The 23,279-nt window shown below is 69.0% G+C and carries 15 protein-coding genes and 1 riboswitch; of the genes, 4 read left to right on the top strand and 11 right to left on the bottom strand.

The window, feature by feature from the left end:
• Nucleotides 1-221: 221 nt before the first annotated feature.
• The 6 genes from AB8810_RS22405 to dusA all read right to left on the bottom strand — a co-directional run bounded on the left by AB8810_RS22405 (nt 222) and on the right by dusA (nt 7,193).
• Nucleotides 222-1,412, bottom strand: a complete 1,191-nt coding sequence (locus tag AB8810_RS22405; RefSeq protein ID WP_369914942.1) for a DUF1501 domain-containing protein — start codon at nt 1,410-1,412, stop codon at nt 222-224.
• 61 nt (nt 1,413-1,473) lie between these two features.
• Nucleotides 1,474-3,054, bottom strand: coding sequence for a DUF1800 domain-containing protein (locus tag AB8810_RS22410; RefSeq protein ID WP_369914944.1), 1,581 nt, complete (start codon nt 3,052-3,054; stop codon nt 1,474-1,476).
• A 136-nt stretch (nt 3,055-3,190) separates the two neighbouring features.
• Entirely contained in the window at nt 3,191-4,561 is a 1,371-nt protein-coding gene (locus AB8810_RS22415; protein WP_179570531.1) for a sensor histidine kinase, read from the bottom strand.
• A gap of 85 nt (nt 4,562-4,646) precedes the next feature.
• Nucleotides 4,647-5,330: a response regulator transcription factor gene (locus AB8810_RS22420; RefSeq protein WP_003469280.1), complete on the bottom strand. Its 684-nt coding sequence runs from the start codon at nt 5,328-5,330 to the stop codon at nt 4,647-4,649.
• Between the two features lie 76 nt (nt 5,331-5,406).
• On the bottom strand, nt 5,407-5,739 hold the full coding sequence (locus tag AB8810_RS22425; RefSeq protein ID WP_369916706.1) for a hypothetical protein: 333 nt from the start codon (nt 5,737-5,739) through the stop codon (nt 5,407-5,409).
• 434 nt (nt 5,740-6,173) lie between these two features.
• Nucleotides 6,174-7,193, bottom strand: a complete 1,020-nt coding sequence (dusA, locus tag AB8810_RS22430) for a tRNA dihydrouridine(20/20a) synthase DusA (protein ID WP_369914946.1) — start codon at nt 7,191-7,193, stop codon at nt 6,174-6,176.
• 144 nt (nt 7,194-7,337) lie between these two features.
• Nucleotides 7,338-7,591, top strand: a riboswitch (cobalamin riboswitch).
• A 212-nt stretch (nt 7,592-7,803) separates the two neighbouring features.
• Here dusA and metE point away from each other — a divergent pair.
• A complete protein-coding gene (gene metE / locus AB8810_RS22435) occupies nt 7,804-10,095 on the top strand; it encodes a 5-methyltetrahydropteroyltriglutamate--homocysteine S-methyltransferase (protein ID WP_369914947.1) in 2,292 nt (763 codons plus the stop codon).
• A 225-nt stretch (nt 10,096-10,320) separates the two neighbouring features.
• Here metE and AB8810_RS22440 read toward each other — a convergent pair whose 3' ends face one another.
• Nucleotides 10,321-11,472 carry a S1C family serine protease gene (locus AB8810_RS22440; RefSeq protein ID WP_369914949.1) on the bottom strand — a complete coding sequence of 384 codons (1,152 nt, stop codon included), beginning with the start codon at nt 11,470-11,472 and terminating at the stop codon, nt 10,321-10,323.
• A gap of 259 nt (nt 11,473-11,731) precedes the next feature.
• On the opposite strand from AB8810_RS22440, the gene AB8810_RS22445 reads away from it, so the two are divergent.
• Nucleotides 11,732-13,696 (top strand): choice-of-anchor X domain-containing protein, encoded by a 1,965-nt coding sequence (locus AB8810_RS22445; RefSeq protein WP_191826907.1) that lies wholly within the window; start codon nt 11,732-11,734, stop codon nt 13,694-13,696.
• A 177-nt stretch (nt 13,697-13,873) separates the two neighbouring features.
• Here the strand turns inward: AB8810_RS22445 and AB8810_RS22450 are convergent, their stop codons facing one another.
• From AB8810_RS22450 to AB8810_RS22460, 3 genes are all read right to left on the bottom strand, one after another.
• On the bottom strand, nt 13,874-15,253 hold the full coding sequence (locus AB8810_RS22450; RefSeq protein WP_369916707.1) for an efflux transporter outer membrane subunit: 1,380 nt from the start codon (nt 15,251-15,253) through the stop codon (nt 13,874-13,876).
• Between the two features lie 68 nt (nt 15,254-15,321).
• Nucleotides 15,322-18,468 (bottom strand): efflux RND transporter permease subunit, encoded by a 3,147-nt coding sequence (locus AB8810_RS22455; RefSeq protein WP_206230798.1) that lies wholly within the window; start codon nt 18,466-18,468, stop codon nt 15,322-15,324.
• A gap of 9 nt (nt 18,469-18,477) precedes the next feature.
• Nucleotides 18,478-19,689: an efflux RND transporter periplasmic adaptor subunit gene (locus tag AB8810_RS22460; RefSeq protein ID WP_369914950.1), complete on the bottom strand. Its 1,212-nt coding sequence runs from the start codon at nt 19,687-19,689 to the stop codon at nt 18,478-18,480.
• A gap of 160 nt (nt 19,690-19,849) precedes the next feature.
• On the opposite strand from AB8810_RS22460, the gene baeS reads away from it, so the two are divergent.
• Nucleotides 19,850-21,229, top strand: coding sequence for a sensor histidine kinase efflux regulator BaeS (baeS, locus tag AB8810_RS22465; protein WP_369914951.1), 1,380 nt, complete (start codon nt 19,850-19,852; stop codon nt 21,227-21,229).
• Entirely contained in the window at nt 21,226-21,909 is a 684-nt protein-coding gene (locus AB8810_RS22470; RefSeq protein ID WP_179569706.1) for a response regulator, read from the top strand. Before baeS ends, AB8810_RS22470 begins: the two co-directional genes overlap by 4 nt.
• 209 nt (nt 21,910-22,118) lie before the next feature.
• On the opposite strand, the gene purU is transcribed toward AB8810_RS22470, so the two are convergent.
• The gene (gene purU, locus AB8810_RS22475; protein WP_369914952.1) at nt 22,119-22,970 is read right to left on the bottom strand and encodes a formyltetrahydrofolate deformylase; all 852 of its coding nucleotides are present in this window, start codon (nt 22,968-22,970) and stop codon (nt 22,119-22,121) included.
• Between the last annotated feature and the right edge of the window lie 309 nt (nt 22,971-23,279).

Genomic DNA, 23,279 nt, shown 5'->3' on the forward strand with positions numbered 1-23,279 from the left:
TCGGAGACTGCGCCGGCTTCGGACACTATCTGTCGGGGCTGAAGCCCCTCCTACAGCCCCCAAGCTGGCTGGCCGCTAGTCCCTTGTAGGAGCGGCTTCAGCCGCGACGAACGAAGTCGGGACCTGTACCGGCTCCGGACATTGTCTGTCGGGGCTGAAGCTCCTCCTACAGGGCACCCAGCCATCGCGCCGCCGCTCGTGCGGCGATGCCACAGCACAGCTCACACCAGCTGCAGATCCCGCGCATGCGCATGCGGGAACACGTTCTGCAGCTGCGCCGGCGACAGGCCCCACATGCGGCTCAGCAGGCCGGCGAACAGGTCGCGGTAGTTGGTCAGCACCGGGTAGTCGCGATCCTGGAACAGCTTGTCCTTGCTCACCGCGACCTGCTCGCCGGCGATGCGGCCGCCGTTGACCGCGCCGCCCATCACCCAGTACGTGGTGCCGTGGCCGTGGTCGGTGCCCTTGTCGCCGTTCTCGCGGAAGGTCCGGCCGAACTCGGACAGCACCACCACCACGGTGTTGCGCCATTCCGGCCCCAGCGCCTCGGCATAGGCGGCCAGGCCTTCGGACAGGTTGCCGAGATTGGTCGCCAGCGTACCGTCGGTGCTGCCCTGGTTGACGTGTGTGTCCCAGCCGCCGACATCGACGAAGCCGAGCCGGTAGCGCTCGCGCATCAGCGTGGCGATGCGCCGGGTCTCGTCGGCGAAGGTGCGCGCGCTGGCGGCGCCGCGGTTGGCCTGCTGCATCTCGTCCTGCAACGCCTGCGAGACCTGCTGGCGCAGCGCCAGGCCCTCTTGCGCGGCGCTGGCCAGCGGCGTGCCCTGGTACATCTGCGCCAGGATCCCCGCCTGGCGCTGATCGAAGGCCGGGGTGGGATTGCGCTTGAGCGACAGGTTGGGAATGTCGCCGCCGCCCTGGAAGCTCAGCGGCAGCGAATCGGTGAAGGCGATCGCCGGTGTGCCGGTGGTCACCTGCGACAGCCGTGCCAGGAACCCGGAGCGGTAGTCGCTGCGTTGCCCGGCCGGCTGCCCGGCTTCGATGCTGTCCTGGGTCTCGAAATGGCTGCGCGACAGGTCGTCGGTGCCGGCGAACGGCACGAACGCCAGTTGCTTGTCGTTCCACAGCGGCAGCAAGGTGTCGCGCAGCCGCGGGTTCAACCCCCACTGCGCATCCAGCGCGATGGCGCTGTTGGGGTTGGCCGGATCCGGCCGCGCGATCGCCAGGGTCGGCCGCGACGCGTAGTAGAAATCGCTGGCGTAGGGAATCAAAAGGTTGTTGCTGTCGTAGCCGCCGCGCAGGAACACCACCAGCAAGCGTGGCGAGGGCGCCGGCGCGGCGAACAGGCGCCCGGCGAACGGCAGGCTGGCGGCCGCGGCGGCGGAGGCGAACAGGAACTGGCGACGGTGCATGGAGGACCTCCGTGATCGCAGGACGCAGCGGTGATCGCCGCACCCAGCGCTATGGACCGGATCAGCGATAGTTGAAGTCGGGCGATGCCAGCAGGAACGCATTCCATTCCTGCTGCGAACGCGCCTGCGCCAGCGCCTGGCGGGTCGCCTCGCCGAGCTGCGGCTCGATCGCCTGGTAGTACAGCGGCGTGGTCAGCTGCGGAAAACCGCCGCGCTGCTGTCCGTCGCGGGTGAACAACTGGGTGTTGCCGCCGCCGATCGCGCGCGCGATCTCGAAACGCTGCGCCATCTGCCCGGAACTGTTCCAGGCGCTGGACTGCAGCGGCCAGCCGTCGGGGGTGATGCGCCCATAGGTCGGTTCGCCCATCTGGCTCAGCCAGCCCAGCAGCGGCTGCGGATTGACGAGGGTCTGCCCGTCGTAGGCCAGGCGCAGCGACGACACCAGGAAGCGGTACGGATCCTTGAACTTGTGCGGCGCACCGGCGGCCATTTCCGGCGCGGTGAACATCACCTGCAGCACGTCGGCGATATCGCCATCGCTGCGCTGGAAGGTGCGCGCCATCTTCTCAACCAGCGCCGGCGGCGGATCGTCGGCGACGAAATATTCGGCCAGGCGCCGCGACACGAAATGCGCGCATGCCGGCTGGCGCACGATCAACTGCACCGCGCGCTCGACCTCGTCGAAACCGCCGCCGGCGATGCGCTGGCCGAGCAGGGTCTTGTCGCCGGGCTGGTGCCGCGCCGGATTGAATTCGAACGCGCCGCGACGCAGGTAGTGCGCCTGCTGCGGCGGCGGCAGTTTCGGCGGCGCGTCGCGGTTGGGCGGAGCGATGCCGACACCGGTCAGGATCAGCGCCAGTTGCTGCACGTCGTGCTGGCTGTAGCCGCCGTCCACGCCCAGCGTGTGCAACTCCATCAGTTCGCGCGCGTAGTTCTCGTTGACCTTGCCCTTGGCGTTCTGCGCGTTGTCCAGATATTCGAGCATGGCCGGGCTCTGCAGCGTCGCCATCACCAGGTCGGAGAACTTGCCCAGCGCGTGCGGGCGGATCGCGTTGTCGGTGTAGTCGGCGACGGTCCAGTGCAGGCGGCCCTTGTCGGCGAACACGCTGAAATGGTTGAGCCAGAACCACACCATCTGCTCGCGCAGCTGGTCGCGCGAATACACCGCGCGTAGCAGCTGCGCCTGCCGCGCCTGCGCCAGCAACGCATCGGCGCGCTGCTGCAAGGCCTTCTTCGCGGCGACCTTGGCCTCGCCGTCGGGCATCGCCTTGATGTACTGCTGGCGCGCGTCCAGTTGCTTGAGCAGCTCCTGCACCGGCGTATGCAAGGCCTCGTAGCCGTCCAGTTGCGTGCGCACCGCGGCAGGCAGGGCGGCGTCGCCGCTGGAGGCCTGCAACTGATCGCGCAGGAAGCGCTTGCGCCCGTCGTGCTGCAGCTGCGATACGCTGGCGCTGTCCAGGCCAGTGGTCATCGATTGCAGCCAGCGCGCATCGTCGCGTTCCAGCACCTTCTGGCTGCCGGCGATGGCGCCGACGGTGAACAGCACCAGCAACAGCGAGAGCAACAGCCGCTGCGTGTTGCGCAACGCGCGGCGCCCATGCACGCGCAGACGCGATACGGGACGATGCCGGGGCTCGGGCATGCGGCGCTCCTTGAACGGAAAAACCGGGTGTGACGACTCGCGCAGTATCCGCGCCTGCCTGGCGCGGACGTTAAGCCGATGTCGGAAACCGCCGCGGCGTTTGCGCGGGATTCACCTGCAGCGCACGGACTGGCTGCTAGAGGCCCGGCGGCATGGTCACCAGAAAGCGCGCGCCGCCCAGTTCCTCGGAACGGCTTACCTGCAGTTCGCCGCGATAGCCCTTGACCAGGTCCTGCACGATGGCCAGGCCGATGCCGTGGCCATGCACGCGTTCGTCGCCGCGCACGCCGCGCTGCAGGATGTGCGCGACTTCCTCCGGTGCGATGCCGGGGCCATCGTCCTCCACCGACATCACCAGGCCGGCGCGGCGGCTGCCGGCCGCCGGCGCCGGACGCACGCTCAGCAGCACCCGCCGCCGCGCCCACTTGAAGGCGTTCTCGAGCAGGTTGCCGAGCAGTTCCTGCAGGTCGCCGGGTTCGCCGTGGAAGCGCGCGCTCGGCTCGATGTCGAACTCGCACAGCACGCCCTTGGCCGCGTACACCTTCTCCAGGCCGCGCACGATCTCTTCGGCATTGGGTTCGATCGGCAACGGCGCGGAGAACAGCTTGTGACCGCTGGAAGCGGCGCGGCTGAGCTGGTAGGTCACCAGGTTGTTCATGCGCCGCAACTGCGCATCCAGCTCCTCGCGCAGCTCCGGGCCGTCGTTGCCGCTGTCGAGCTGGGTGCGCAAGACCGCCAACGGCGTCTTCAGGCTGTGCGCCAGGTCGGCCAGGGTGTTGCGCTGGCGGTCCAGATTCTCGCGCTCGCTCTCGATGAAGGCGTTGATGCTGTCGGTCAGCGGTTCCAGCTCGCGCGGATGCCGGTCGCCCATGCGCACCGCTTCGCCGCGCTGCACCTTGGTCAGTTCGTTGATCACGCGTCGCAGCGGGCGCAGGCTCCATTGCAGAATGAAGGCCTGCAGCAGCAGCAGGATCAACCCGGCGCCGCCGAGGTTGAACCACACCCGGCCGCGGAACACGCGCAGTTGCGCACCCAGCGCGCGGGTGTCCTCCATGATGTAGATGGTGACCGGGGTTTCCTTGTCGCGGCGCACGTAGGCCAGGCCGATGCCGTAGCGGTAGACCTCGCCTTCGCTGCCGTCGATCTGGGTCATCGGCCAGGGGCCGTCGAAGGTTTCCTGGCGCGGTTCGAGCATGCCGCCCCTGGGCGGCAGCGGGCCCTCGCTGGACATCGAGATCCAGCGTTCGTTGGGCATCACGATCTGCGCGTACAGGCCGCTGCCCGGCCGGTCGAAATGCGGATCCGGCGGCGGCTTGTCGTTGTTGATGTACAGCGAGCCGTCGCGCGCCACGTCGACGTTGTTGGCGTAGGCGGTGGCGTAGCTCTTCAGGCGCTCGCGCAGGTTGCTCAGCGCGGTGTCGGCGAAGGCCTGGTCCAGCGCATAGCCGGCCGCGGCCAGGAACGCCACCAGGCTCAGGCTGGCGGCCAGCAACTGGCGCGCCTGCAACGAACGCGGGCGCCAGCGCTTGTACCACTTGGGCCGTGCCGCCACGCTGTCGCGTCCTTCGGTTGCTCGTCGCAGGCGCGTGGGATCAGCCTTCGGTGCGCGGGATCGCGAACCGGTAACCGCGACCGCGCACGGTCTCGATCGGCTTCAGTTCGCCGTCCGGATCCAGCTTCTTGCGCAAACGGCCGATGAACACTTCCAGCACGTTGGAGTCGCGATCGAAGTCCTGCTGGTAGATGTGCTCGGTGAGGTCGGCCTTGGAGACCAGTTCGCCGGCATGCATCATCAGGTACTCGAGCACCTTGTATTCGTAGCTGGTCAGATCGACGTTGCTGCCGCTGACGCTGACCGTCTGCGCCGCCAGATCCAGTGCCACCGGCCCGCATTCCAGGGTCGGCTTGCTCCAGCCCGCGGCGCGGCGCAGCAGCGCGTTGACCCGCGCCAGCAACTCCTCGACGTGGAACGGCTTGACCAGATAGTCGTCGGCGCCCTGCTTCAGGCCCTCGACCTTGTCCTGCCAGCTGGAACGCGCGGTGAGGATCAGCACCGGGAACTTCTTGCCTTCGTCGCGCAGCGCCTTGATCAGCTCCATGCCCGACATCTTCGGCAAGCCGAGATCGATGATGCCCACGTCGAACGGCACTTCGCGGCCCATGTACAGGCCTTCCTCGCCGTCCTGCGCCGCATCCACCGCAAAGCCTTCGCGCTTCAGGCGAGCAGCCAGGGTCTCTCGCAGCGGAGCTTCGTCTTCGACCAGAAGGATACGCATGAACTCTCCCTAGTTACTTACAGATGGCCGGCGGCCGGGGCAGTGTGTATGACAAGCTGAACCAGACTATCCGGGCTCAGGGGTTATCGCCGCGTGGTGGTTCCTGCGCATCGCTCGGGCGCGGCACGCGCGGCGGCGTGGCGCGGCCAGGCTGCGGATCGTCCATGTAGCGCACGCGGCCGCGGCCATCCATGTACTTGACGCGATTGATGTCGCGCCCGTCGAACGGCACGCGCTCGGCACCGAGGATCTGTCCACCGGTAGACCGCTGCACCCGGCGCACCGCATCGGACAGCGAACTGCCGTTGTAGTCGCGCGCCCGGGGCGCCTCGCGGGCCGGCGCCATCGGCGGCCCCCCTGGCGGACCCGGCGGACCCGGCTGCTGCGCCCAGCCATGGCCGGCCGCCATGAGCGCGAGTGCGATCACGGCAGTGGTACGGCAGCGGCGGAGAGTGGGCGAGGTCACGAGGTGGCATCCTAACGGACTGATCGGAAACGTTCAAAAGTTGTGAAACGCGACACCTGGCGGCGGGGCAGCGATTTCGCAAAATCGAGCCAAATTCTTGATTTTTCGGGGTGAATCCGATCTGAACTTTTCCTGCCGCGGCCGCCTTCGTTCAGTGAAATGAACTCCCGCTGCCGCGCCGGCGGGCGCTTGTCGGCACCCCTCAGCCCCGCCTCGGCAAGGGTCTGCCGCTCCTGCTGGTATTGGACCGGCTGCCGCAGGAAGCTGAACAAAGTAACTGAACGCGCATCCAAAAGGGAGGTGCAGCGTCTGTCAGGACAGCTTGCGTTGGGGACCCGGGAGCGGAGCGCGGACGAATGGCGCCCCTCCGGACATCGCTACGCTGCGACCTGCGGTGTCCCCGTGGTCATGAGCAACGCCTGTTCCACTAGCGCCCAGTCCGCGCCCGGCCGGTGCGCGCCCTCGCTGAGCACCTGGCGGAACGCGCGGCCACCGGGCTGGCCGTGGAACAGGCCGAGCAGGTGGCGGGCGATGTGCTTGAGCGCAACGCCGTCGGCCAGGCGCGCCTGGACATACGGCTGGAGCGCGCGCAGCAACTCGGCACGCGGCCGCGGCGCGGCGCCGGTCAGGGCCGCATCCAGCCGGTGCAGCACGTAGGGATCGTGGTAGGCCGCGCGACCCAGCATCACCCCATCGACCGACTGCAGCTGCGCCCGCGCCGTGTCCACGTCGGCCAGCCCGCCGTTGAGCACGATCTGCAGCTGTGGGCGCTCGCGCTTGAGCCGGTAGGCCCAGTCGTAGCGCAGCGGCGGCACCTCGCGGTTCTCCTTCGGCGACAGGCCCTGCAGCCATGCGTTGCGCGCATGCACCACGAACAGCCCGCAGCCGGCGGCGGCGACCTGATCGACGAAAGCGAGGAAGACCTCGTAGTCGTCATCCTGGTCCACGCCCAGCCGGCACTTCACCGTGACCGGGATGTCCACCGCCTGCACCATCGCCGCCACGCACTCGGCGACCAGCGCCGGCTCGCGCATCAGGCAGGCGCCGAAGCGCCCGGCCTGGACCCGGTCGGACGGGCAACCGCAGTTGAGATTGATCTCGTCGTAGCCCCACTCCTGGCCGATCCGCGCCGCCTGCGCCAGCAGCGCCGGATCGCTGCCGCCGAGTTGCAGCGCCAACGGATGCTCGACCGCATCGAAGCCCAGCAGCCGCGCGCGATCGCCCAGCACCACCGCATTGGCATGCACCATCTCGGTGTACAGGCGCGCCGACGGCGCCAGCAGCCGGTGGAACACGCGGCAATGGCGGTCGGTCCAGTCCATCATCGGCGCGACGGACAGGCGCAGGGAGGCGGCGTAGGCCGCGGACAGGTCGGAAGCAGGAAGCGGAAGCGTCATCGGGCGCGGCGGTGCTGCGCTCCCGCTTGCGGCGGAAGCGTCAGAGCATTGGCTTTGGGATCAATAGCTTACACGTTCGCCATGAACGCTGCCGATGCCCGCCCGCAAATTCACTTGGCGCTTGACCAACCGCCGCATCCGGCCTATCGTGCGCTCGCCGAAGGTATCCATCGCTTCATTCGGATGAAGGGATGGATTTAAACGGGAATCCGGTGAAGGCCGGCGCCGCAAGCGCCTGCCCATTCCGGAGCTGCCCCGCAGCGGTGAATGGAAACGACCTCCGTCAATGGCACTGGGCCGGCGCGTGCCGGCCTGGGAAGCGACGGACAGTAGGCGCGCAGCCGGCACGGTGCGCTCGTCCATCAGCCCGAATACCGGCCCCGGCCGGAGGACCTGTGCGTCCTTCGATTCGACCTGGCGCCTCCGCGGGGAGGCGGCCGGAAGCCGTGCCGTGGCCCTGCGCCGCGCCGCGCTCTTCCGCCTGCCCGCGTGGTGCCGGTTCGCCCGCGGGGGCGAAGGTCGCTGGCGTGGCGGGCGTCCCGTGCGAACGGGCGGACGGCGCGCGGTTCCTTCGTTCCTCAATGCCCATGAACGCAATGAGGAAACGCAAATGACGATCGTGACCAACCTGGGCTTCCCGCGCATCGGTGCGCGGCGCGAGCTCAAGCGTGCGCTGGAAAGCTACTGGCGCCGCGAAACGGATGCGGCAAGCCTGCAAGACACGGCGCGGCAGCTGCGCCAGCGGCATTGGCGGCTGCAGGTCGAAGCCGGGGTGGATCTGCCGCCCAGCAACGACTTCAGCCTGTACGACGCGATGCTCGACACCGCGTTCCTGTTCGATGCGATCCCGCAGCGCTACCGCGCGCTGGCCGATGCCGATCCGCTGGCCGGCTACTTCGCGATGGCGCGCGGCTCGCAGGAGGACGGCCTGGACCTGCACGCGCTGGAAATGACCAAGTGGTTCGACACCAACTACCACTACCTGGTGCCGGAACTGGCGCGACGCCAGCACTTCCGCCTGCGCGGCGACAAGCCGCTGGCCGAGTTCCTGGAAGCCAAGGCGCTGGGCATCACCACGCGCCCGGTGCTGATCGGGCCGGTGACCTTCCTGCTGCTGTCCAAGACCGTGGACGGCAGCGACCGCTGGGCGCTGCTGGACAGCCTGCTGCCGGTCTACGCCGACTTGCTGCAGCAGCTCGACGCGGCCGGCGCCAACTGGGTGCAGATCGACGAGCCGGCATTGGTGCTGGACCTGGACGAGGCCGCGCGCGACGCCTATCGCCGCGCCTATGCGTTCCTGGCCCAGGCGCCGCGGCCGAAACTGCTGCTGACGACGTACTTCGGCGAACTGGGCGACAACCTGGAACTGGCCGCGGCGCTGCCGGTGGACGGCCTGCACGTGGACCTGGTGCGCGGCGTGGCGCAGCTGGACGCGGTGCTGCAGGCGTTGCCGGCCGACCGGGTGTTGTCGGCCGGACTGGTCAACGGCCGCAACGTGTGGCGCACGCCGCTGGACAATGCATTGACCCTGGCGCGCTACGCGGCCGGGCATGTCGGCCTCGAACGCCTGTGGCTGGCGCCGTCGTGCTCGCTGCTGCACGTGCCGGTGGATCTGGAACAGGAAAAGGCGCTGGACCGCGAGCTGTACGCCTGGCTGGCCTTCGCCGGGCAGAAGCTGCAGGAACTGCGCACGCTGGCCGACGCGCTGCACGAGCTGCCGCACGCGCAGGCCGAACTGGTCGCGGCGCGCGAAGCACTGGAGGCGCGGCGCGCGTCCGCGCGCGTGCATCGGCCGGAGGTCACGCGCCGGGTGGCGGCGCTGGGCGAGGATGCCGGCCGCCGGCAATCGCCCTATCCACAGCGGCGCGACGCGCAACAGGCAGCATTGCGGTTGCCGGCCTACCCGACCACCACCATCGGCTCGTTCCCGCAGACCGCACAGGTGCGGCAGGCGCGCGCGCAACACAAGGCCGGCAAGCTCGGCGATGCCGAGTACGACGCGTTCCTGGCCGCCGAGACCGAGCGCTGCGTGCGCACGCAGGAGCAGATCGGGCTGGACGTGCTGGTGCACGGCGAGTTCGAGCGCAACGACATGGTCGAATACTTCGGCGAGCAGCTCGACGGTTTCGCCTTCACCAAGCAGGGCTGGGTGCAGAGCTACGGCTCGCGCTGCGTGAAGCCGCCGATCATCTACGGCGACGTGCAGCGGCCGGCGCCGATGACGCTGCGCTGGACCCAGTACGCGCAGTCGCTGACCGACAGGCCGATGAAGGGCATGCTGACCGGACCGGTGACGGTGCTGCAGTGGTCGTTCGTGCGCGACGACCAGGAACGCGCGCAGACCTGCCGGCAGATCGCACTGGCGCTGCGCGACGAGGTCCGCGACCTGGAGGCGGCCGGCATCGGCGTGATCCAGATCGACGAGCCGGCGATCCGCGAAGGCCTGCCGCTACGCCGCGCCGACTGGCAGGCGTACCTGGACTGGGCGGTGCAGTGCTTCCGCATCGCCGCGGCCGGGGTGCGCGACGCCACCCAGATCCATACCCACATGTGCTACTCGGAGTTCAACGACATCATCGAGGCGGTGGCGGCGATGGATGCGGACGTGATCTCGATCGAGACCTCGCGCTCGCGGATGGAGCTGCTCGACGCGTTCGTGCGCTTCCGCTATCCGAACGCGATCGGCCCGGGCGTGTACGACATCCACTCGCCACGCGTGCCCAACACGCAGGAGATGGTGCAACTGCTGGACAAGGCGCGGGCGGTGCTGGATCCGCAGCAGCTGTGGGTCAATCCCGATTGCGGATTGAAGACCCGCGGCTGGCCGGAGACGCGCAGCGCGCTGGAAGCGATGGTGGCAGCGGCGCGGCAGCTGCGCGCGCAGCAGGCGCAGGCGGCGTAAGCAAGCGATTGGAGCCGACGATGCCCGGCGTGGTGCACGCCGGGCATCGCAGCGGCAGGAGTGCCCGGCATGCCCGTTCGCGGGCATCGCCGCGCAGCGCCTGGTTGATGCGCCGGTCCCGGGGAGCAGGCCTGCCCTGCCGCACCGCGCTGCGCATCGCGGGCTGATGCGACGAACACGCCGCAGACGGCAAAGCACCCCCGCAACGCTACAGGCGAGCGCGACTCACTCCGTCGTTGCCGCAGCGGCTGCGGGCACTTGTGCGGGCACCGCAGCGGCAGTGCCGTCTGCAAACAGCAGGCTCAGTTGCTGCATGCGGCGATCGCGCCATATCTGCGCCGGCACCGGAATACCTGCGCGTAGCCCAGCCACCAGGGGCGGTACGTCCCGAGGGGCGCCGACAGGCCGGCCGTCGATCTCCAGCAACACGTCCATCGGTTTGATCCCGGCTTGCATGGCGACGCTGCCATCGATCACCTTCACGATCCATGCGCCGCGCGCGGCAGGCAGTCCGGTGGCCTGCGCCACTTCCGCGGTGACCGGCGCGATGCCCACTCCCAGCGCTCTGGGTGCCGCCGCCGCAGCGGCCACGATCTGCGTTGCGGACGGCGAGGTCGGCGAAGCAGCAACCGCGGCGGGCGTCCGCCCGCTCGGCATCCACGCCACTTCGGTGAACTTGGTGTTGAACCCGCCGAACAGCCTGCGATAGTCGCGACTGGCCTTGCCTGCTTCGCCCTGGGTGTCGTACGCGGTGCAGGTGGTGCCTTCGTCCGGCAGGCCGTGCGCGCGCACGGTCTGCTTGAATTCCTCGGCGTACGCCGCACTCTGCGTGTAGACCGCCATCGGATCGGCGCCGGTGGGCATGACGAAGACCTGGCTGGCGACCGTGCGCGCCAGGTCGCTGCGATCGGGAATGTCGACCTGGGTCGCGTAGCAGTAGAAATAGCGCATCGTCTGCGCAGGCGCCTTGGCCGTGGCATCCCACGGCGGCGGCGTCCAGTCCACGTCGCGCCAGCTGCCCACCTTCATCAGGAACAGGCGTTTGCTCCATATGGCGCGCTGCTGCTCGCGCTGCGCCAGCGCTTCCTCGCGCCCGGGACCGAGCGCGCATTCCTTGGTTCCGGCCCCGCCCAGGCTGCCCACATGCTGCAGGAAATCGCTGGCCAGCTCGTTGCTGCGTCGCAGCCAGCCGGTGGCGTCGTCTTGATAGGACACTTCGACGACCGGCGAGGCCCAGACCTTGGCCGGCACCCCGCCGGTGTCGGTCACGCTGCAGAAGGCGAACGCGCTGCGGGTCGGCGCAGGCGCTTGCGCCAGGCCCGCGACGGGCGCCAGCGCGGCGCAAAAAATAGACAAATGCAGTGCATTGCGCAGCATCCGGACATCCCCCTGACTGTTCCAGCATCCCCGCCGGCACCGTGGTGCCGCCCCAGCGCAGACACTAGACCATCCGCCGCGTCTGCACCACAACGCAACGCGCGCGGCGGTGCTGCAGCGCATCGTGGAACTGTCATCGTGGCGGGGTATAACGCAGTCACGTCGCGGCGAGGGGGCGCTGCATCCGCTGCGCAGGCGTGCGATCGCAATCGCGATCGGCGCACTGTCCGGCTTCGCACTGTTCAAGGAGAGAGCCGCCATGTCGACGCTACCGACGTTGTCCCTGCTGTCCACGCTGCTGCTGTCGCCCATGCTCGCGCATGCGGCCGAGCTGGTTCCCAAACAATTGGCCGGTCCTCCCGAGGAATTCGCGCAGATGCGCGCGCCGGCGCCGGCCGAGGCCGCGATCCTGTCCAAGAGCGCGTTGCTGCCGGTGGAATTCGCTTCCGCACGCAGCGGCGAGGCGGCGCAATGGCAGGCGACGCTGCCGGTGGAAAACGGCAAGCTGCGCTTCGTGCTGCTGTCCGGCACGCACGACTGGCAACCGCAGTTGCACGCGCCCGGCGCGGCGAACGCGCGCGCCAGCGCCGCCGCCATCGTGCCGAACGCGGTCGCCACCCGCCTGGGCAGCGGCGACACCGCGCTGCCGGGGCGCGAGTACCGCGTGGACAGCGCCGCCAACGGCAGCTGGACGCTGACCCTGCGCGCCGACGGCAGCGCGGCGCAACGCGGCTACCTGTTGATGGAAGGCGATGCGCGCACCCAGCTGGCGTCCTATCCCAGCGACCGCCGGCAGCTGCACAGCGGGCAACGCATCGGCCTGACCGCGATGCTCGGCGGCAGCGACAGCCACGGCGCCACCACGCTCGGCGCCACTGCCGGGCACATCCGCGATGCGCAGCTGCGCGTCACCGCGCCCGACGGCACGGTGACACAGTGGCCGATGGCCGACGACGGCCGCCATGGCGACGGCGCCGCCGGCGACGGCGTCTATGCCGGCGATTTCCCGGCAAAGGCGCCAGGCAGCTATCTCGCGCAGGTGGTGGTGCACGGCGAGGACGCGGCCGGCCAGGCCTTCGTGCGCACCTCCGAACACGTGCTGCCGGTGCTCGACACCAGCTTGCGCATCGCCGCCGACGCGGTGAGCGCCAGCGCACAGGACGGCACCCGCCTGGCACTGCCGATCCCGGTCAGCGCCAGCGGCCAGGCGCCGGCGCATTACCGCGTGCTCGGCGAACTGTGGGGCACCGGCCGGGACGGCAGCGCGGTGCCGGTGGCCTGGCTCGGCGGCATGCTCGCGCCGCAGAACGGACGCCTGCCGCTGAGCGTGGACGAACGCTGGATCGTGCGTGCCGGCGCGCGCGCGCCGTTCACGCTGCGCAACCTGCGTATCGAGGATCCGGACCATTTCGTGCCGCTGGCCACCCGCGACACGCTGGCGCTGACCCTGCCGGCGCTGCGCCGCAGCAGCGTGGCGCGCGGCGGCGCGATCGACGCCAGCATGCGCATGGGCGAGCGCCCGGCGACGCTGCAGCGCGCGGCGACCGATGCGCAAGCGCAGGCGACCGGCAAGCGCCTGGTGCTGGTGCATGGCTATTGCTCCGGCGGGGTGTGGCCGGCGGCGCAGTTCAGCAACGCCTCGACCTTCCTGGACGCCAACCAGAACCGCAGCAACGACCAGTTCGCGCAATTGCTGGGGCAGTTCGGCAGCCAGTGGAATTCGTTCGGCACGGTGGCGCACAGCCAGGGCGGCATGGCCGCGCTGCACCTGTACAGCTACTACTGGAGCGGGCTGGACAATGCCAGCGGCGGGCGCGTCATGCAGTCGGTGGGCACGCCGTACCAGGGCACCAACCTGTCCGGCATCCTGGCCACGGTGGGATCGTGGTTCGGCGTGGGCTGCGGCAGCAACAGCGACCTGACCTACGACGGCGCCAAGGCCTGGCTGGCCGGCATCCCGACCTCGGCGCGGGCGCTGGTCAACTACTACACCACCTCCTTCGCCAAGACCAACTGGTACACCAACGACTACTGCAACGCGGCGTCGGACCTGGTGCTGGACGACCCGGAGGACGGCGTGGTCGAGCAGGTCAACGCGCAGCTGCCGGGCGGGGTCAACCGTGGCCACACCACCGGCCAGTGCCACACCACCGGCATGCGCGATCCGGCGCAATACCTGGACGCCAGCCGCAACGCGACGATGAACGCCAACGCGGCGCGGTGAGGGGCCGGGATTGGGGATTGGGGATTTGGGATTGGCAAAAGCGGCTGCACCGGGCCTGCAGGCTCGGTGCAGTTTCGATCCGAATGCCGCTTTTTGTAGGAGCGGCTTCAGCCGCGACAGGCACTACCGGTAACGCCTGTCGCGGCTGAAGCCGCTCCTACAGGCATCGGGGAGGCGCTAACGCCCCGCCTCCGCCACAGGCATGCCGCTCTGCGCGTCGGCACCGCCGCCGAGCACCTTGTACAGGGTGACGCGGTTGCTGGCTTCGGTCAGGCGCAGGGTGATCAGGTCCTGCTGCGCGGAATACAGCGAGCGCTGCGAGTCCAGGGCGTCCAGGTAGCTGTCCACGCCGTTGCGATAGCGTGCGTCGGCCAGGGTGTAGCTGCGCTGGGTGACATCCACCAGGGCACGCTGCGCATCCATGCGTTCGTCCAGCTGCGCACGCGTGGCCAGCGCATCGGCCACTTCGCTGAAGGCGGTCTGGATGGCCTGCTCGTACTCGGCGACATTGACGTCGCGGGTGATCTTGGATTCGTCCAACTCGGCCTTGAGCGCGCCGGCACGGAAGATCGGTACGCTGATGCTGGGCACGAACGACCAGGTGCGGTTGCCGGCGTCGAACAGGCTGGACAGCGCGGTGCTGCTGCGCCCGGTGGAAGCGGTCAGCGAGATGGTCGGGAAGAACGCCGCACGCGCCGCGCCGATGTCGGCGTTGGCCGATTTCAGCGTGTGCTCGGCGTACAACACATCCGGGCGCTGCAGCAGCACGCGCGACGGCAGCGGCGACGGCAGCGGCGCCAGCGCCACGCCGCTTTCCAGTGCGGTCGCCTGCGGCAACGTGTCCGCCGTCACCGGCGCGCCGACCACCAGGTCCAGCGCATTGCGCGAGGTGGCCAGCTGCGTGGTGTAGGTGGCCACGTCGGCACGCGCGCTCTCCACGCTGGTCTGCACCTGCGCCAGATCCAGCCCGGAGGCGATGCCTTCCTGATGCCGCGCCTCGGTGAGCTTCAGGGTCTGCCGCTGGCTGTCCAGGGTCTGCTGCGCCAGCGCCAGCCGCTGCTGGTCGGCGGCCACGGTCAGCCAGTCGGCGGCGACCTCGGCGACCAGGCTCATGCGCGTGCTGCGCTGGGTCTGCGCGGTAGCCAGGTAGGTTTCCAGCGCCTCGTTCTTGAGGCTGCGGATGCGCCCGAACAGGTCCAGTTCCCAGCTGCTGATGCCGACGTCGGCCGAGTACGTACGCCCCACTTCGGAGCGTCCGCTGCTGCTGGTGGATGCGCTGCTGCGCGATGCGCTCTGGCTGCCGCTGAGGTCCACCGACGGGTACAGGTCGGCGCGCTGGATGCGGTACTGCGCGCGCGCCTTGTCGATGTTGAGCACGGCCACGCGCAGGTCGCGGTTGTTGTCCAGCGCCTGCGCGATCACCTGCTGCAGGCGCGGGTCCAGGAACACCTGGCGCCAGTCCAGCGTGGCCACATCGGCGGCATCGCCGCTACCGGTGCCGCTGTCGGCGAAGGTGGCCGGCACCGGCGCGTCGGGACGGGCGTAGCTCGGCGCCATGCTGGCGCAGCCGGCGAGGACACCGGCGCAGGCCAGGGCCAGCGCGGTACGGATCAGGGACACTCGGATCACGGCGTTGCCTCCTCGCTGCGCAGCGGTTCCGGTTCGGCCCGCTTGCCGGGGAACAGACTGCGCACGATCACGTAGAACAGCGGTACGAAGAAGATGCCGAGCATGGTCGAGATCAGGGTGCCGCCGAGCACGCCGGTGCCCAGCGAATGGCGCCCGCCCGAACCGGCGCCGCTGCTGATCACCATCGGCAACACGCCGAGCATGAACGCCAGCGAGGTCATCAGGATCGGCCGCAGACGCATGCGCGCGGCATGCAGCGTGGCTTCGATCAGCGGCTGGCCCTTCTCTTCCAGCTCCTTGGCGAACTCGACGATCAGGATGCCGTTCTTGGCCGCCAGGCCCATCGTCGCCAGCAGGCCGACCTGGAAGTAGATGTCGTTGGACAACCCGCGCAGCCACGTCGCCAGCAGCGCGCCGACGATGCCCACCGGCACCGCCAGCATCACCGAGATCGGGATCGACCAGCTCTCGTACAGCGCCGCCAGGCACAGGAACACGAACACCAGCGACACCGCGTACAGCATCCAGGTCTGCGCGCCGGAGGCCTGCTCCTGGTAGGACATGCCCGACCAGGCGTAGCCGACATCCTTGCCCACCTTGCCGACCAGCCCGGCGATGCCGTTCATCGCGTCGCCGGAACTGATGCCGCTGGCGGCGCTGCCGGTGATCTCCATCGACTCGACCCCGTTGAAGCGGTTCAGCACCTGCGGCGCATACGCCCACGCGCTGCTGGAGAAGGCCGAGAACGGCACCATCGCCTCGCTGCTGTTGCGCACGTACCAACGGCCGATGTCGCTGGGCAGCATGCGCGCGCTCGCCTCGCCCTGCACGTAGACGCGCTTGACCCGGTTGTTGTTGAGGAAATCGTTGACGTAGCTGCCGCCCATCACCGTGGCCAGCGTGGTGTTGATGTCCGACGCGTCCAGGCCGAGCGCGCCGGCCTTGGCGTCGTCGATCTGCACGCGGTAGGTCGGCGCGTCTTCCAGGCCGTTGAAGCGCACCGCGGTCATGCCCTTGTCGGCGTTGGCCAGCTGCAACAATTGCTGGCGTGCGGCGACCAGCGCGTCGTGGCCCTTGCCGGCCACGTCCTGCAGTTCCAGGGTGAAGCCGGAACTGGTGCCCAGGCCGTTGATCGCCGGCGGCGACAACGCGAACACCTGCGCGTCGGGCAGCGCGCCCATCATCGCGCCGGTGATGCGGTTGGCGATTTCCTGCGCGGAGGCATCGCGCTCGGCCCAATCCTTGAGCTTGATGAAGCCCATGCCCGAGTTCTGGCTGCTGCCGGCGAAGCTGAAGCCGGAGATGGTCATCACCCCCGCCACTTCCGGCTGCTTGAGGATGAAGCCGGTGGCCTGATCGATCGACTGCTGGGTGCGCTGCTGGGTGGCGCCGGCCGGCGTGGTGAACATCACCATCAGCATGCCCTGATCTTCTTCGGGCAAGAACGAGCTGGGCAGGCGCCAGAACAGCAGCGCCATCACCGCGAGCAGCACCAGATAGACCAGCCCGCCGAGCTTGCGGTGGCCGATCAGCTTGCCCACGCCGCGACCGTAGCCATCGGCACCGCGGTCGAAGCGGTCGTTGAACCAGGTGAAGAAGCGCCCGAGCAGGCCCTTGCGTGACACGTGGCCGCCCTGCTCGATCGGCTTGAGCAGGCTGGCGCACAGCGCCGGACTCAGGGTCAGCGCCACCAGCAGCGACAGCAGCATCGCCGCGGCGATGGTCACCGAGAACTGGCGGTAGATCTCGCCGGTGGCGCCGCCGAAGAACGCCATCGGCAGGAACACCGCGGTCAGCACCAGGGCGATGCCGACCAGCGCGCCGGTGATCTGGCCCATCGAGGTGTAGGTCGCCTGCCGCGGCGACATGCCCTCCTCGCTCATCAAGCGCTCGACGTTCTCCACCACCACGATCGCATCGTCCACCAGCAGGCCGATCGCCAGCACCATCGCGAACATGGTCAGCGTGTTGATCGAATAGCCGAGCAAGGCCAGCACGCCGAAGGTGCCCAGCAGCACCACCGGCACCGCGATCACCGGCACCAGCGTGGCGCGCCAGTTCTGCAGGAACAGGTACATCACCAGCACCACCAGCACGATCGCCTCGAGCAGGGTCTTGACCACTTCCTCGATGGAGATGCGCACGAACGGCGTGGTGTCGTAGGCGACTTCGTATTTTAGGCCGGCGGGGAAATACGGCTTGAGCTGCTCCAGCTTGGCTTCCACCGCCTTGGCCGCGTCCAGCGCGTTGGCGCCGGTGGCCAGCTGCAGGCCCATGCCGGAGGCGGCCTTGCCGTTGTACTTGGAACTGGACGAATACGATTTGGAGCCCAGTTCGACCCGCGCCACGTCGCGCAGGTACACGGTGGCGCCACCGGCCTGCGACTTCAGCACGATCGCCTCGAACTGCGCCGGGGTCTTGAGCTTGCTGCGCGAGGTGACCGTGGCGTTGAGCTGCTGGCCCTGCGCCGCCGGCAGCGCGCCCAGCGCGCCGGAGGAGACGTCGGCGTTCTGCGCCGAGATCGCATTGCTCACGTCCGAGGGCATCAGCGCATAGGTGCGCAGCTTTTCCGGATCCAGCCACACCCGCATCGAATATTCGGAGCCGAACACGTTGACCCCGCCGATGCCGTTGAGCCGGCTGATCGGGTCCTGCAGCGTGGACACCATGTAGTCGCCGATGTCGGTGCTGTCCATGCTGCCGTCTTCGGAGGTGAAGGCCAGCACCATGAACATGCTGCTGCCGGCGGACTTGGTGACGGTCACGCCATTGCTCTGCACCGCCTCGGGCAGCATCGACTCGCCTTGCGAGACCTTGTTCTGCACCTGCACCTGCGCGGTGTCCGGATCGGTGCCGGAATCGAAGGTCAGGGTGATCGAGGCGCTGCCGGCGGAGCTGCTGCTGGAGGACATGTACAGCAGGTTGTCCAGGCCGGTCATCTGCTGCTCGAGGATCTGCGTCACCGAGTTCTGCACGGTCTCGGCGGAGGCGCCGGTGTAGGTGGCGCTGACGGTGATCGAAGGCGGAGCGATGTCCGGATACTGTTCCAGCGGCAGCGATAGGATCGAGATCGCGCCGGCCAGGGTGATGACGATCGCGATGACCCAGGCGAAGATGGGACGGTCGATGAAGAAACGGGCCATGGCGGTTCCTCAGTCGGCCTTCGGCGCCGCCGCGGCGCCTTGGGTGGCCGCGGGGGGCGTGGCGGTCGCGGCGGCCGAGGTCACTTCCACCGCCTTGACCTGGTCGCCGACCGCGACCTTCTGCAGGCCCTGCACGATGACCTTGTCGCCGGCCTTCAGCCCGTCGCGCACCACCCACTTGTCGCCGATCGCATCGCCGGTGGTCAGCACGCGCTGCGCGACCTTGTTGTCGCTGCCGACCACCAGGGCCACCGCCTCGCCCTTGCTGTTGCGGCTGATCGCCTGCTGCGCCACCAGGATGGCCTGCTCGTCCACCGCCATCGACAGCACCGCCTTGACGTACATGCCCGGCAGCAACAGACGATCGGGATTGGGCACCACCGCACGCAGCTTGACCGTGCCGGTGGCGGTATCGACCGCGGCATCCACCACTTCAAGCGTGCCGCTGCGCGCGTAGGTGCTGCCGTCCTCCAGCTGCAGCTTCACTTCGGCCTTGCCGTCCACCGCCTTGAGCTGGCCGGCGTCGAGTTGGCGGCGCAGCTGCAGCAGTTGCGCGCTGGACTGGGTCACGTCCACGTACATCGGATCGAGCTGGTTGATGGTGGCCAGCACGTCGCTCTGGCCGGCGCTGACCAGCGCGCCCGGCGTGTAGCTGGAGGTGCCGATGCGGCCGTCGATCGGCGCGGTAATGCGGGTGTAGTCGAGATTGATCCGCGCGGTCTGCAGCGAGGCCTTGGCCGCGACCACCGCCGCCTCGTTTGAGCGCAGCGTGGCCACCGCGTCGTCGCCGTCCTGCTTGCTGACCGCGTCCAGCGCGACCAGGGTCTGGTAGCGCTGCGCCTTCGGCCTGGCCGACAGCACCGCCGCCTCGGCCTGGGCCAGGTCGCCCTTGGCGGTGTCGTACGCCGCCTGGTAGCTGGCCGGATCGATCTCGTACAGCACCTGCCCGGCCTTGACGTCCTGGCCCTCGGTGAACAGGCGCTTGCGCAGGATGCCGCCGACCTGCGGGCGCACGTCCGAGGTCATGTAGGCCACGGTGCGGCCGGACAGGGTCTGGTCCAGCGCCAGTCGCTGCGCCTTCACCGTCTGCACGCCGACCTGCGCCTGCGGCATCTGCGGCGGCTGCTTGGAGGAACACGCGGCCACTGCCGCGGCGATGGCCGCGGCCAGCAACCAGCGCGAGGACGAGACGGGGAAGCGACGGGCGACGACGGGCAGCATGCGGCGAACTCACGGTTTATCCGAATGTGGCCACGCTACGGCGCGAATGTGCAGCAAATTTGGAGATTGCCGGCAGCGGCGCGGATTCGCTTGATTTCCCCTGCGGCGACGCGGCTAATACGCAACACCCCCCGTCGCCGCGTCCCGCATTGCCTCTCCGATGAAACTGGGCATCACCGCCAAGCTGTTCCTCGCCATCCTCGCCGCGTGCGTGGCGGTGCTGCTGGTCAATGGCATGGCCGTGCAGGTCTTCCTCAAGCGCCAGTTCCTGGATTACCTCAACGAACAGGGCGTGGAGCGCATGCTGGAGACCTTGCCGCGGGTCAGGGCCGAGTACGCGCGGCATGGCAACTGGGACTTCGTGCGCGACAATCCCGATGCCTGGTTCGTGCTGATGCGCCCGGAGCACGGCCCCGGCCTGCCGCGCCTGCCGCCGCCGGTGTCCGACCAGACCGGCGCGGTCTTCCGCTTCGCCGTGCTCGACCAGAACTACCGCTCGGTGATCGGCAATCCCGATGTCGGCCGCGACGACATCCTGCGCCCGATCGTGGTCGACGGCCGCACCGTCGGCTGGATGGCGATGCTGCCGTTCCAGAAGGTGCTGGCGGCCGAGGACGCGCGCTTCTATCAGGCGCAGCAACGCGCGTGGTGGACGATCGGCAGCGCCTCGCTGCTGGTCGCCGCGCTGCTCGGCTGGCTGCTGTCGCGCGCCTTGCTGCGGCGCATGCGCGGCCTCACCGGCGCCACCCATCGCCTGGCTGCCGGCGATTACGCCACCCGCATCGACACCGGCGCGCGCGACGAATTCGGCCAGCTGGCGCGCGACTTCAACCTGCTGGCGCAGGCGCTGGAACACAACGAACGCGCACGCCGCGAGTTCATGGCCGACATCTCGCACGAGCTGCGCACGCCGCTGGCGGTGCTGCGCGCCGAACTGGAAGCGCTGCAGGACGGCATCCGGCCGATGACCCCGGCCTCGCTGGGCTCGCTGCACCAGCAGGTCGGCCAGCTCGGCAAGCTGATCGAAGACCTGTACGACGTCTCGCTGACCGACGTCGGCGCGCTCGCCTACCGGCGCGCGCCGGTCGATCTGGCGCTGATCCTGGCCACGGTGCTGGCCGGCGTGCAGGCGCGCTTCGCCGCCGCGCCGTTGCAGCTGCAGGTGCAGATCGACGCCGGCCCGCTGCAGGTGGACGGCGACGAGCGCCGGCTGCAGCAACTGCTCGGCAACCTGCTGGAGAACACGCTGCGCTACACCGATGCCGGCGGCACGGTGCAGGTAAGCTGCGTGCGTCGCGACACGGTGCTGGAACTGGTGGTCGAGGACAGCACACCGGGCGTGGACGCGGACAAGCGCGAGCGCCTGTTCGAACGCTTCTACCGCACCGAGGCTTCACGCAACCGCGCCAGCGGCGGCAGCGGCCTGGGCCTGGCGATCTGCCGCAACATCGCCGAGGCGCACGGCGGCTCGATCAACGCCGAGGCCTCCGCGCTCGGCGGCCTGCGCGTGGTGCTGCGCCTGCCGGCGCTGCCGGCATGAACGGCCTGGATCCGATCGGCCACATCCTGATCGTCGAAGACGAACCGCGCCTGGCCGCGGTGATGCGCGAGTACCTGCATGCGGCCGGCTATTCGCACGACTGGATCGCCGATGGCGCGCAGGCGCTGGGCGCGTTCCGCGCGCAGAAGCCGGACCTGGTGCTGCTGGACCTGATGCTGCCCAACCGCGACGGCCTGGAAATCTGCCGCGACCTGCGCAAGGAAAGCGCGGTGCCGGTGATCATGGTCACCGCGCGCGTGGAGGAGATCGACCGCCTGCTCGGCCTGGAGATCGGCGCCGACGACTACATCTGCAAGCCGTTCAGTCCGCGCGAGGTGGTGGCGCGGGTACAGGCGGTGCTGCGCCGCCATCGCCACGATCCCAACGACGCCGCAGCGCCGGGCCTGCGCATCGACGAAGACGCCTGCCGCGCCAGCGTGCATGGCCGCGACCTGGACCTGACCCAGGTGGAGTTCCGCCTGCTGCGCACCCTGGCCACCGCCCCGGGCCGGGTGTATTCGCGCGAACAGCTGATGGACCGGCTGTATGCCGACCACCGCATCGTCACCGACCGCACCGTGGACAGCCACGTCAAGAACCTGCGCCGCAAGCTCGCCGACGTCGGTGGCGAAGAGTGGGTGCGCTCGGTGTATGGGGCGGGGTATCGGTTTGAGCCGTGAATGGCTGGGAGGCTGGGAGTGGGGAATCGGGAATGGGGAATAGGTAGAGCGGAAGCGGTGCTCGGCTGCTGGCTTGTCCCTTCGCTATTGCGTTTTCTGCGTTTCCAATTTCAGTTCGAATTGCGAATCGCGATTGGAAACATGCAGAGCCAGCGTCGCGCGCGCTCTTGATTTTGCCATTCCCGATTCCCGATTCTCCAATCCCGGCCTCACCGAAACACCACCGTCCGATGCCCGTTGAGCAGAATGCGATGCTCGACATGGCGGCGTACCGCGCGGGCCAGCACCAGCGACTCGGTATCGCTGCCCAGGCGCACCAGGTCGCGCGGGGTCATCGCGTGGTCCACGCGGGCCACGTCCTGTTCGATGATCGGGCCTTCGTCGAGATCGCCGGTGACGTAGTGCGCGGTGGCGCCGATGATCTTGACCCCGCGCGCGTGCGCCTGGTGGTACGGCTGCGCGCCCTTGAAGCTGGGCAGGAAGCTGTGGTGGATGTTGATCGCGCGCCCGGCCAGCGCGGCGCACAGCGTCGGCGACAGGATCTGCATGTAGCGCGCCAGCACCACCAGGTCGATGCGCTCGCGCTCCACCAGCGCCAGCAGCTGCGCTTCCTGTTCGGCGCGGTTGTCGGCGCCGACCGGCAGGTGGTGGAACGGCACGTCGTAGGAGCGCGCCAGCGCGGCGAAATCATTGTGATTGGACGCCACCGCGGCGATGTCCACGCGCAGCTGCCGACTATGCGCGCGAAACAGCAGATCGTTGAGGCAGTGGCCCTGCTTGCTGACCAGCACCAGCAGGCGCGCGCGGCGCCGCGCATCGTGCAGTTGCCAGTCCATCGCGTAGTCGGCGGCGAGCGGCGCCAGCTGCACTTTCACCGCAGCGACGATGCCGTCGGCGGGCACGTCGAAATGCACGCGCAGGAAGAAGCGACCGCTCTCCTCGTCGCCGAACTGCTGTGCGTCGAGGATATTGCAGCCGTGCTCGAACAGCAGGCCACTGACGCGGTAGACGATGCCGGTACGGTCCGGGCAGGACAGGGTCAGGATGTAGTCGGGGCGCATCCGCGCAATGATAGGGGAGAATGCGGGACTCAGGACTCAGGACTCAGGACTCAGGACTCGGGACTCGGGACTCGGGACTCGGGATTCGGGATTCGGGACTCGGGATTCGGGACTCGGGATTCGGGATGGCGGGCTGCGGATGCCGCAGCGACATTGCCGGGCGTCTTGCCGAATGTAGGAGCGGCTTCAGCCGCGACGGGCTTTACCGATAGGTCCTGTCGCGGCTGAAGCCGCTCCTACAGGGGACTTGCGGCAGGCCAGCCAGGTGCACTGTGGGAGGGACTTCAGTCCCGACGCTTTACCGCGAAG

Source organism: Xanthomonas sp. NCPPB 3005, from assembly GCF_041228095.2.
GTDB lineage: Bacteria > Pseudomonadota > Gammaproteobacteria > Xanthomonadales > Xanthomonadaceae > Xanthomonas_A > Xanthomonas_A bonasiae.

Bases quoted from the DNA above. Each gene is read 5' to 3' on its own strand.
- AB8810_RS22405 (WP_369914942.1), bottom strand. From the start codon at position 1,412: ATGCACCGTCGCCAGTTCCTGTTCGCCTCCGCCGCCGCGGCCGCCAGC.
- AB8810_RS22410 (WP_369914944.1), bottom strand. From the start codon at position 3,054: ATGCCCGAGCCCCGGCATCGTCCCGTATCGCGTCTGCGCGTGCATGGG.
- AB8810_RS22420 (WP_003469280.1), bottom strand. From the start codon at position 5,330: ATGCGTATCCTTCTGGTCGAAGACGAAGCTCCGCTGCGAGAGACCCTG.
- AB8810_RS22425 (WP_369916706.1), bottom strand. From the start codon at position 5,739: ATGGCGGCCGGCCATGGCTGGGCGCAGCAGCCGGGTCCGCCGGGTCCG.
- dusA (WP_369914946.1), bottom strand. From the start codon at position 7,193: ATGACGCTTCCGCTTCCTGCTTCCGACCTGTCCGCGGCCTACGCCGCC.
- metE (WP_369914947.1), top strand. From the start codon at position 7,804: ATGACGATCGTGACCAACCTGGGCTTCCCGCGCATCGGTGCGCGGCGC.
- AB8810_RS22440 (WP_369914949.1), bottom strand. From the start codon at position 11,472: ATGCTGCGCAATGCACTGCATTTGTCTATTTTTTGCGCCGCGCTGGCG.
- AB8810_RS22445 (WP_191826907.1), top strand. From the start codon at position 11,732: ATGTCGACGCTACCGACGTTGTCCCTGCTGTCCACGCTGCTGCTGTCG.
- AB8810_RS22450 (WP_369916707.1), bottom strand. From the start codon at position 15,253: ATGGCGCCGAGCTACGCCCGTCCCGACGCGCCGGTGCCGGCCACCTTC.
- AB8810_RS22455 (WP_206230798.1), bottom strand. From the start codon at position 18,468: ATGGCCCGTTTCTTCATCGACCGTCCCATCTTCGCCTGGGTCATCGCG.
- AB8810_RS22460 (WP_369914950.1), bottom strand. From the start codon at position 19,689: ATGCTGCCCGTCGTCGCCCGTCGCTTCCCCGTCTCGTCCTCGCGCTGG.
- baeS (WP_369914951.1), top strand. From the start codon at position 19,850: ATGAAACTGGGCATCACCGCCAAGCTGTTCCTCGCCATCCTCGCCGCG.
- AB8810_RS22470 (WP_179569706.1), top strand. From the start codon at position 21,226: ATGAACGGCCTGGATCCGATCGGCCACATCCTGATCGTCGAAGACGAA.
- purU (WP_369914952.1), bottom strand. From the start codon at position 22,970: ATGCGCCCCGACTACATCCTGACCCTGTCCTGCCCGGACCGTACCGGC.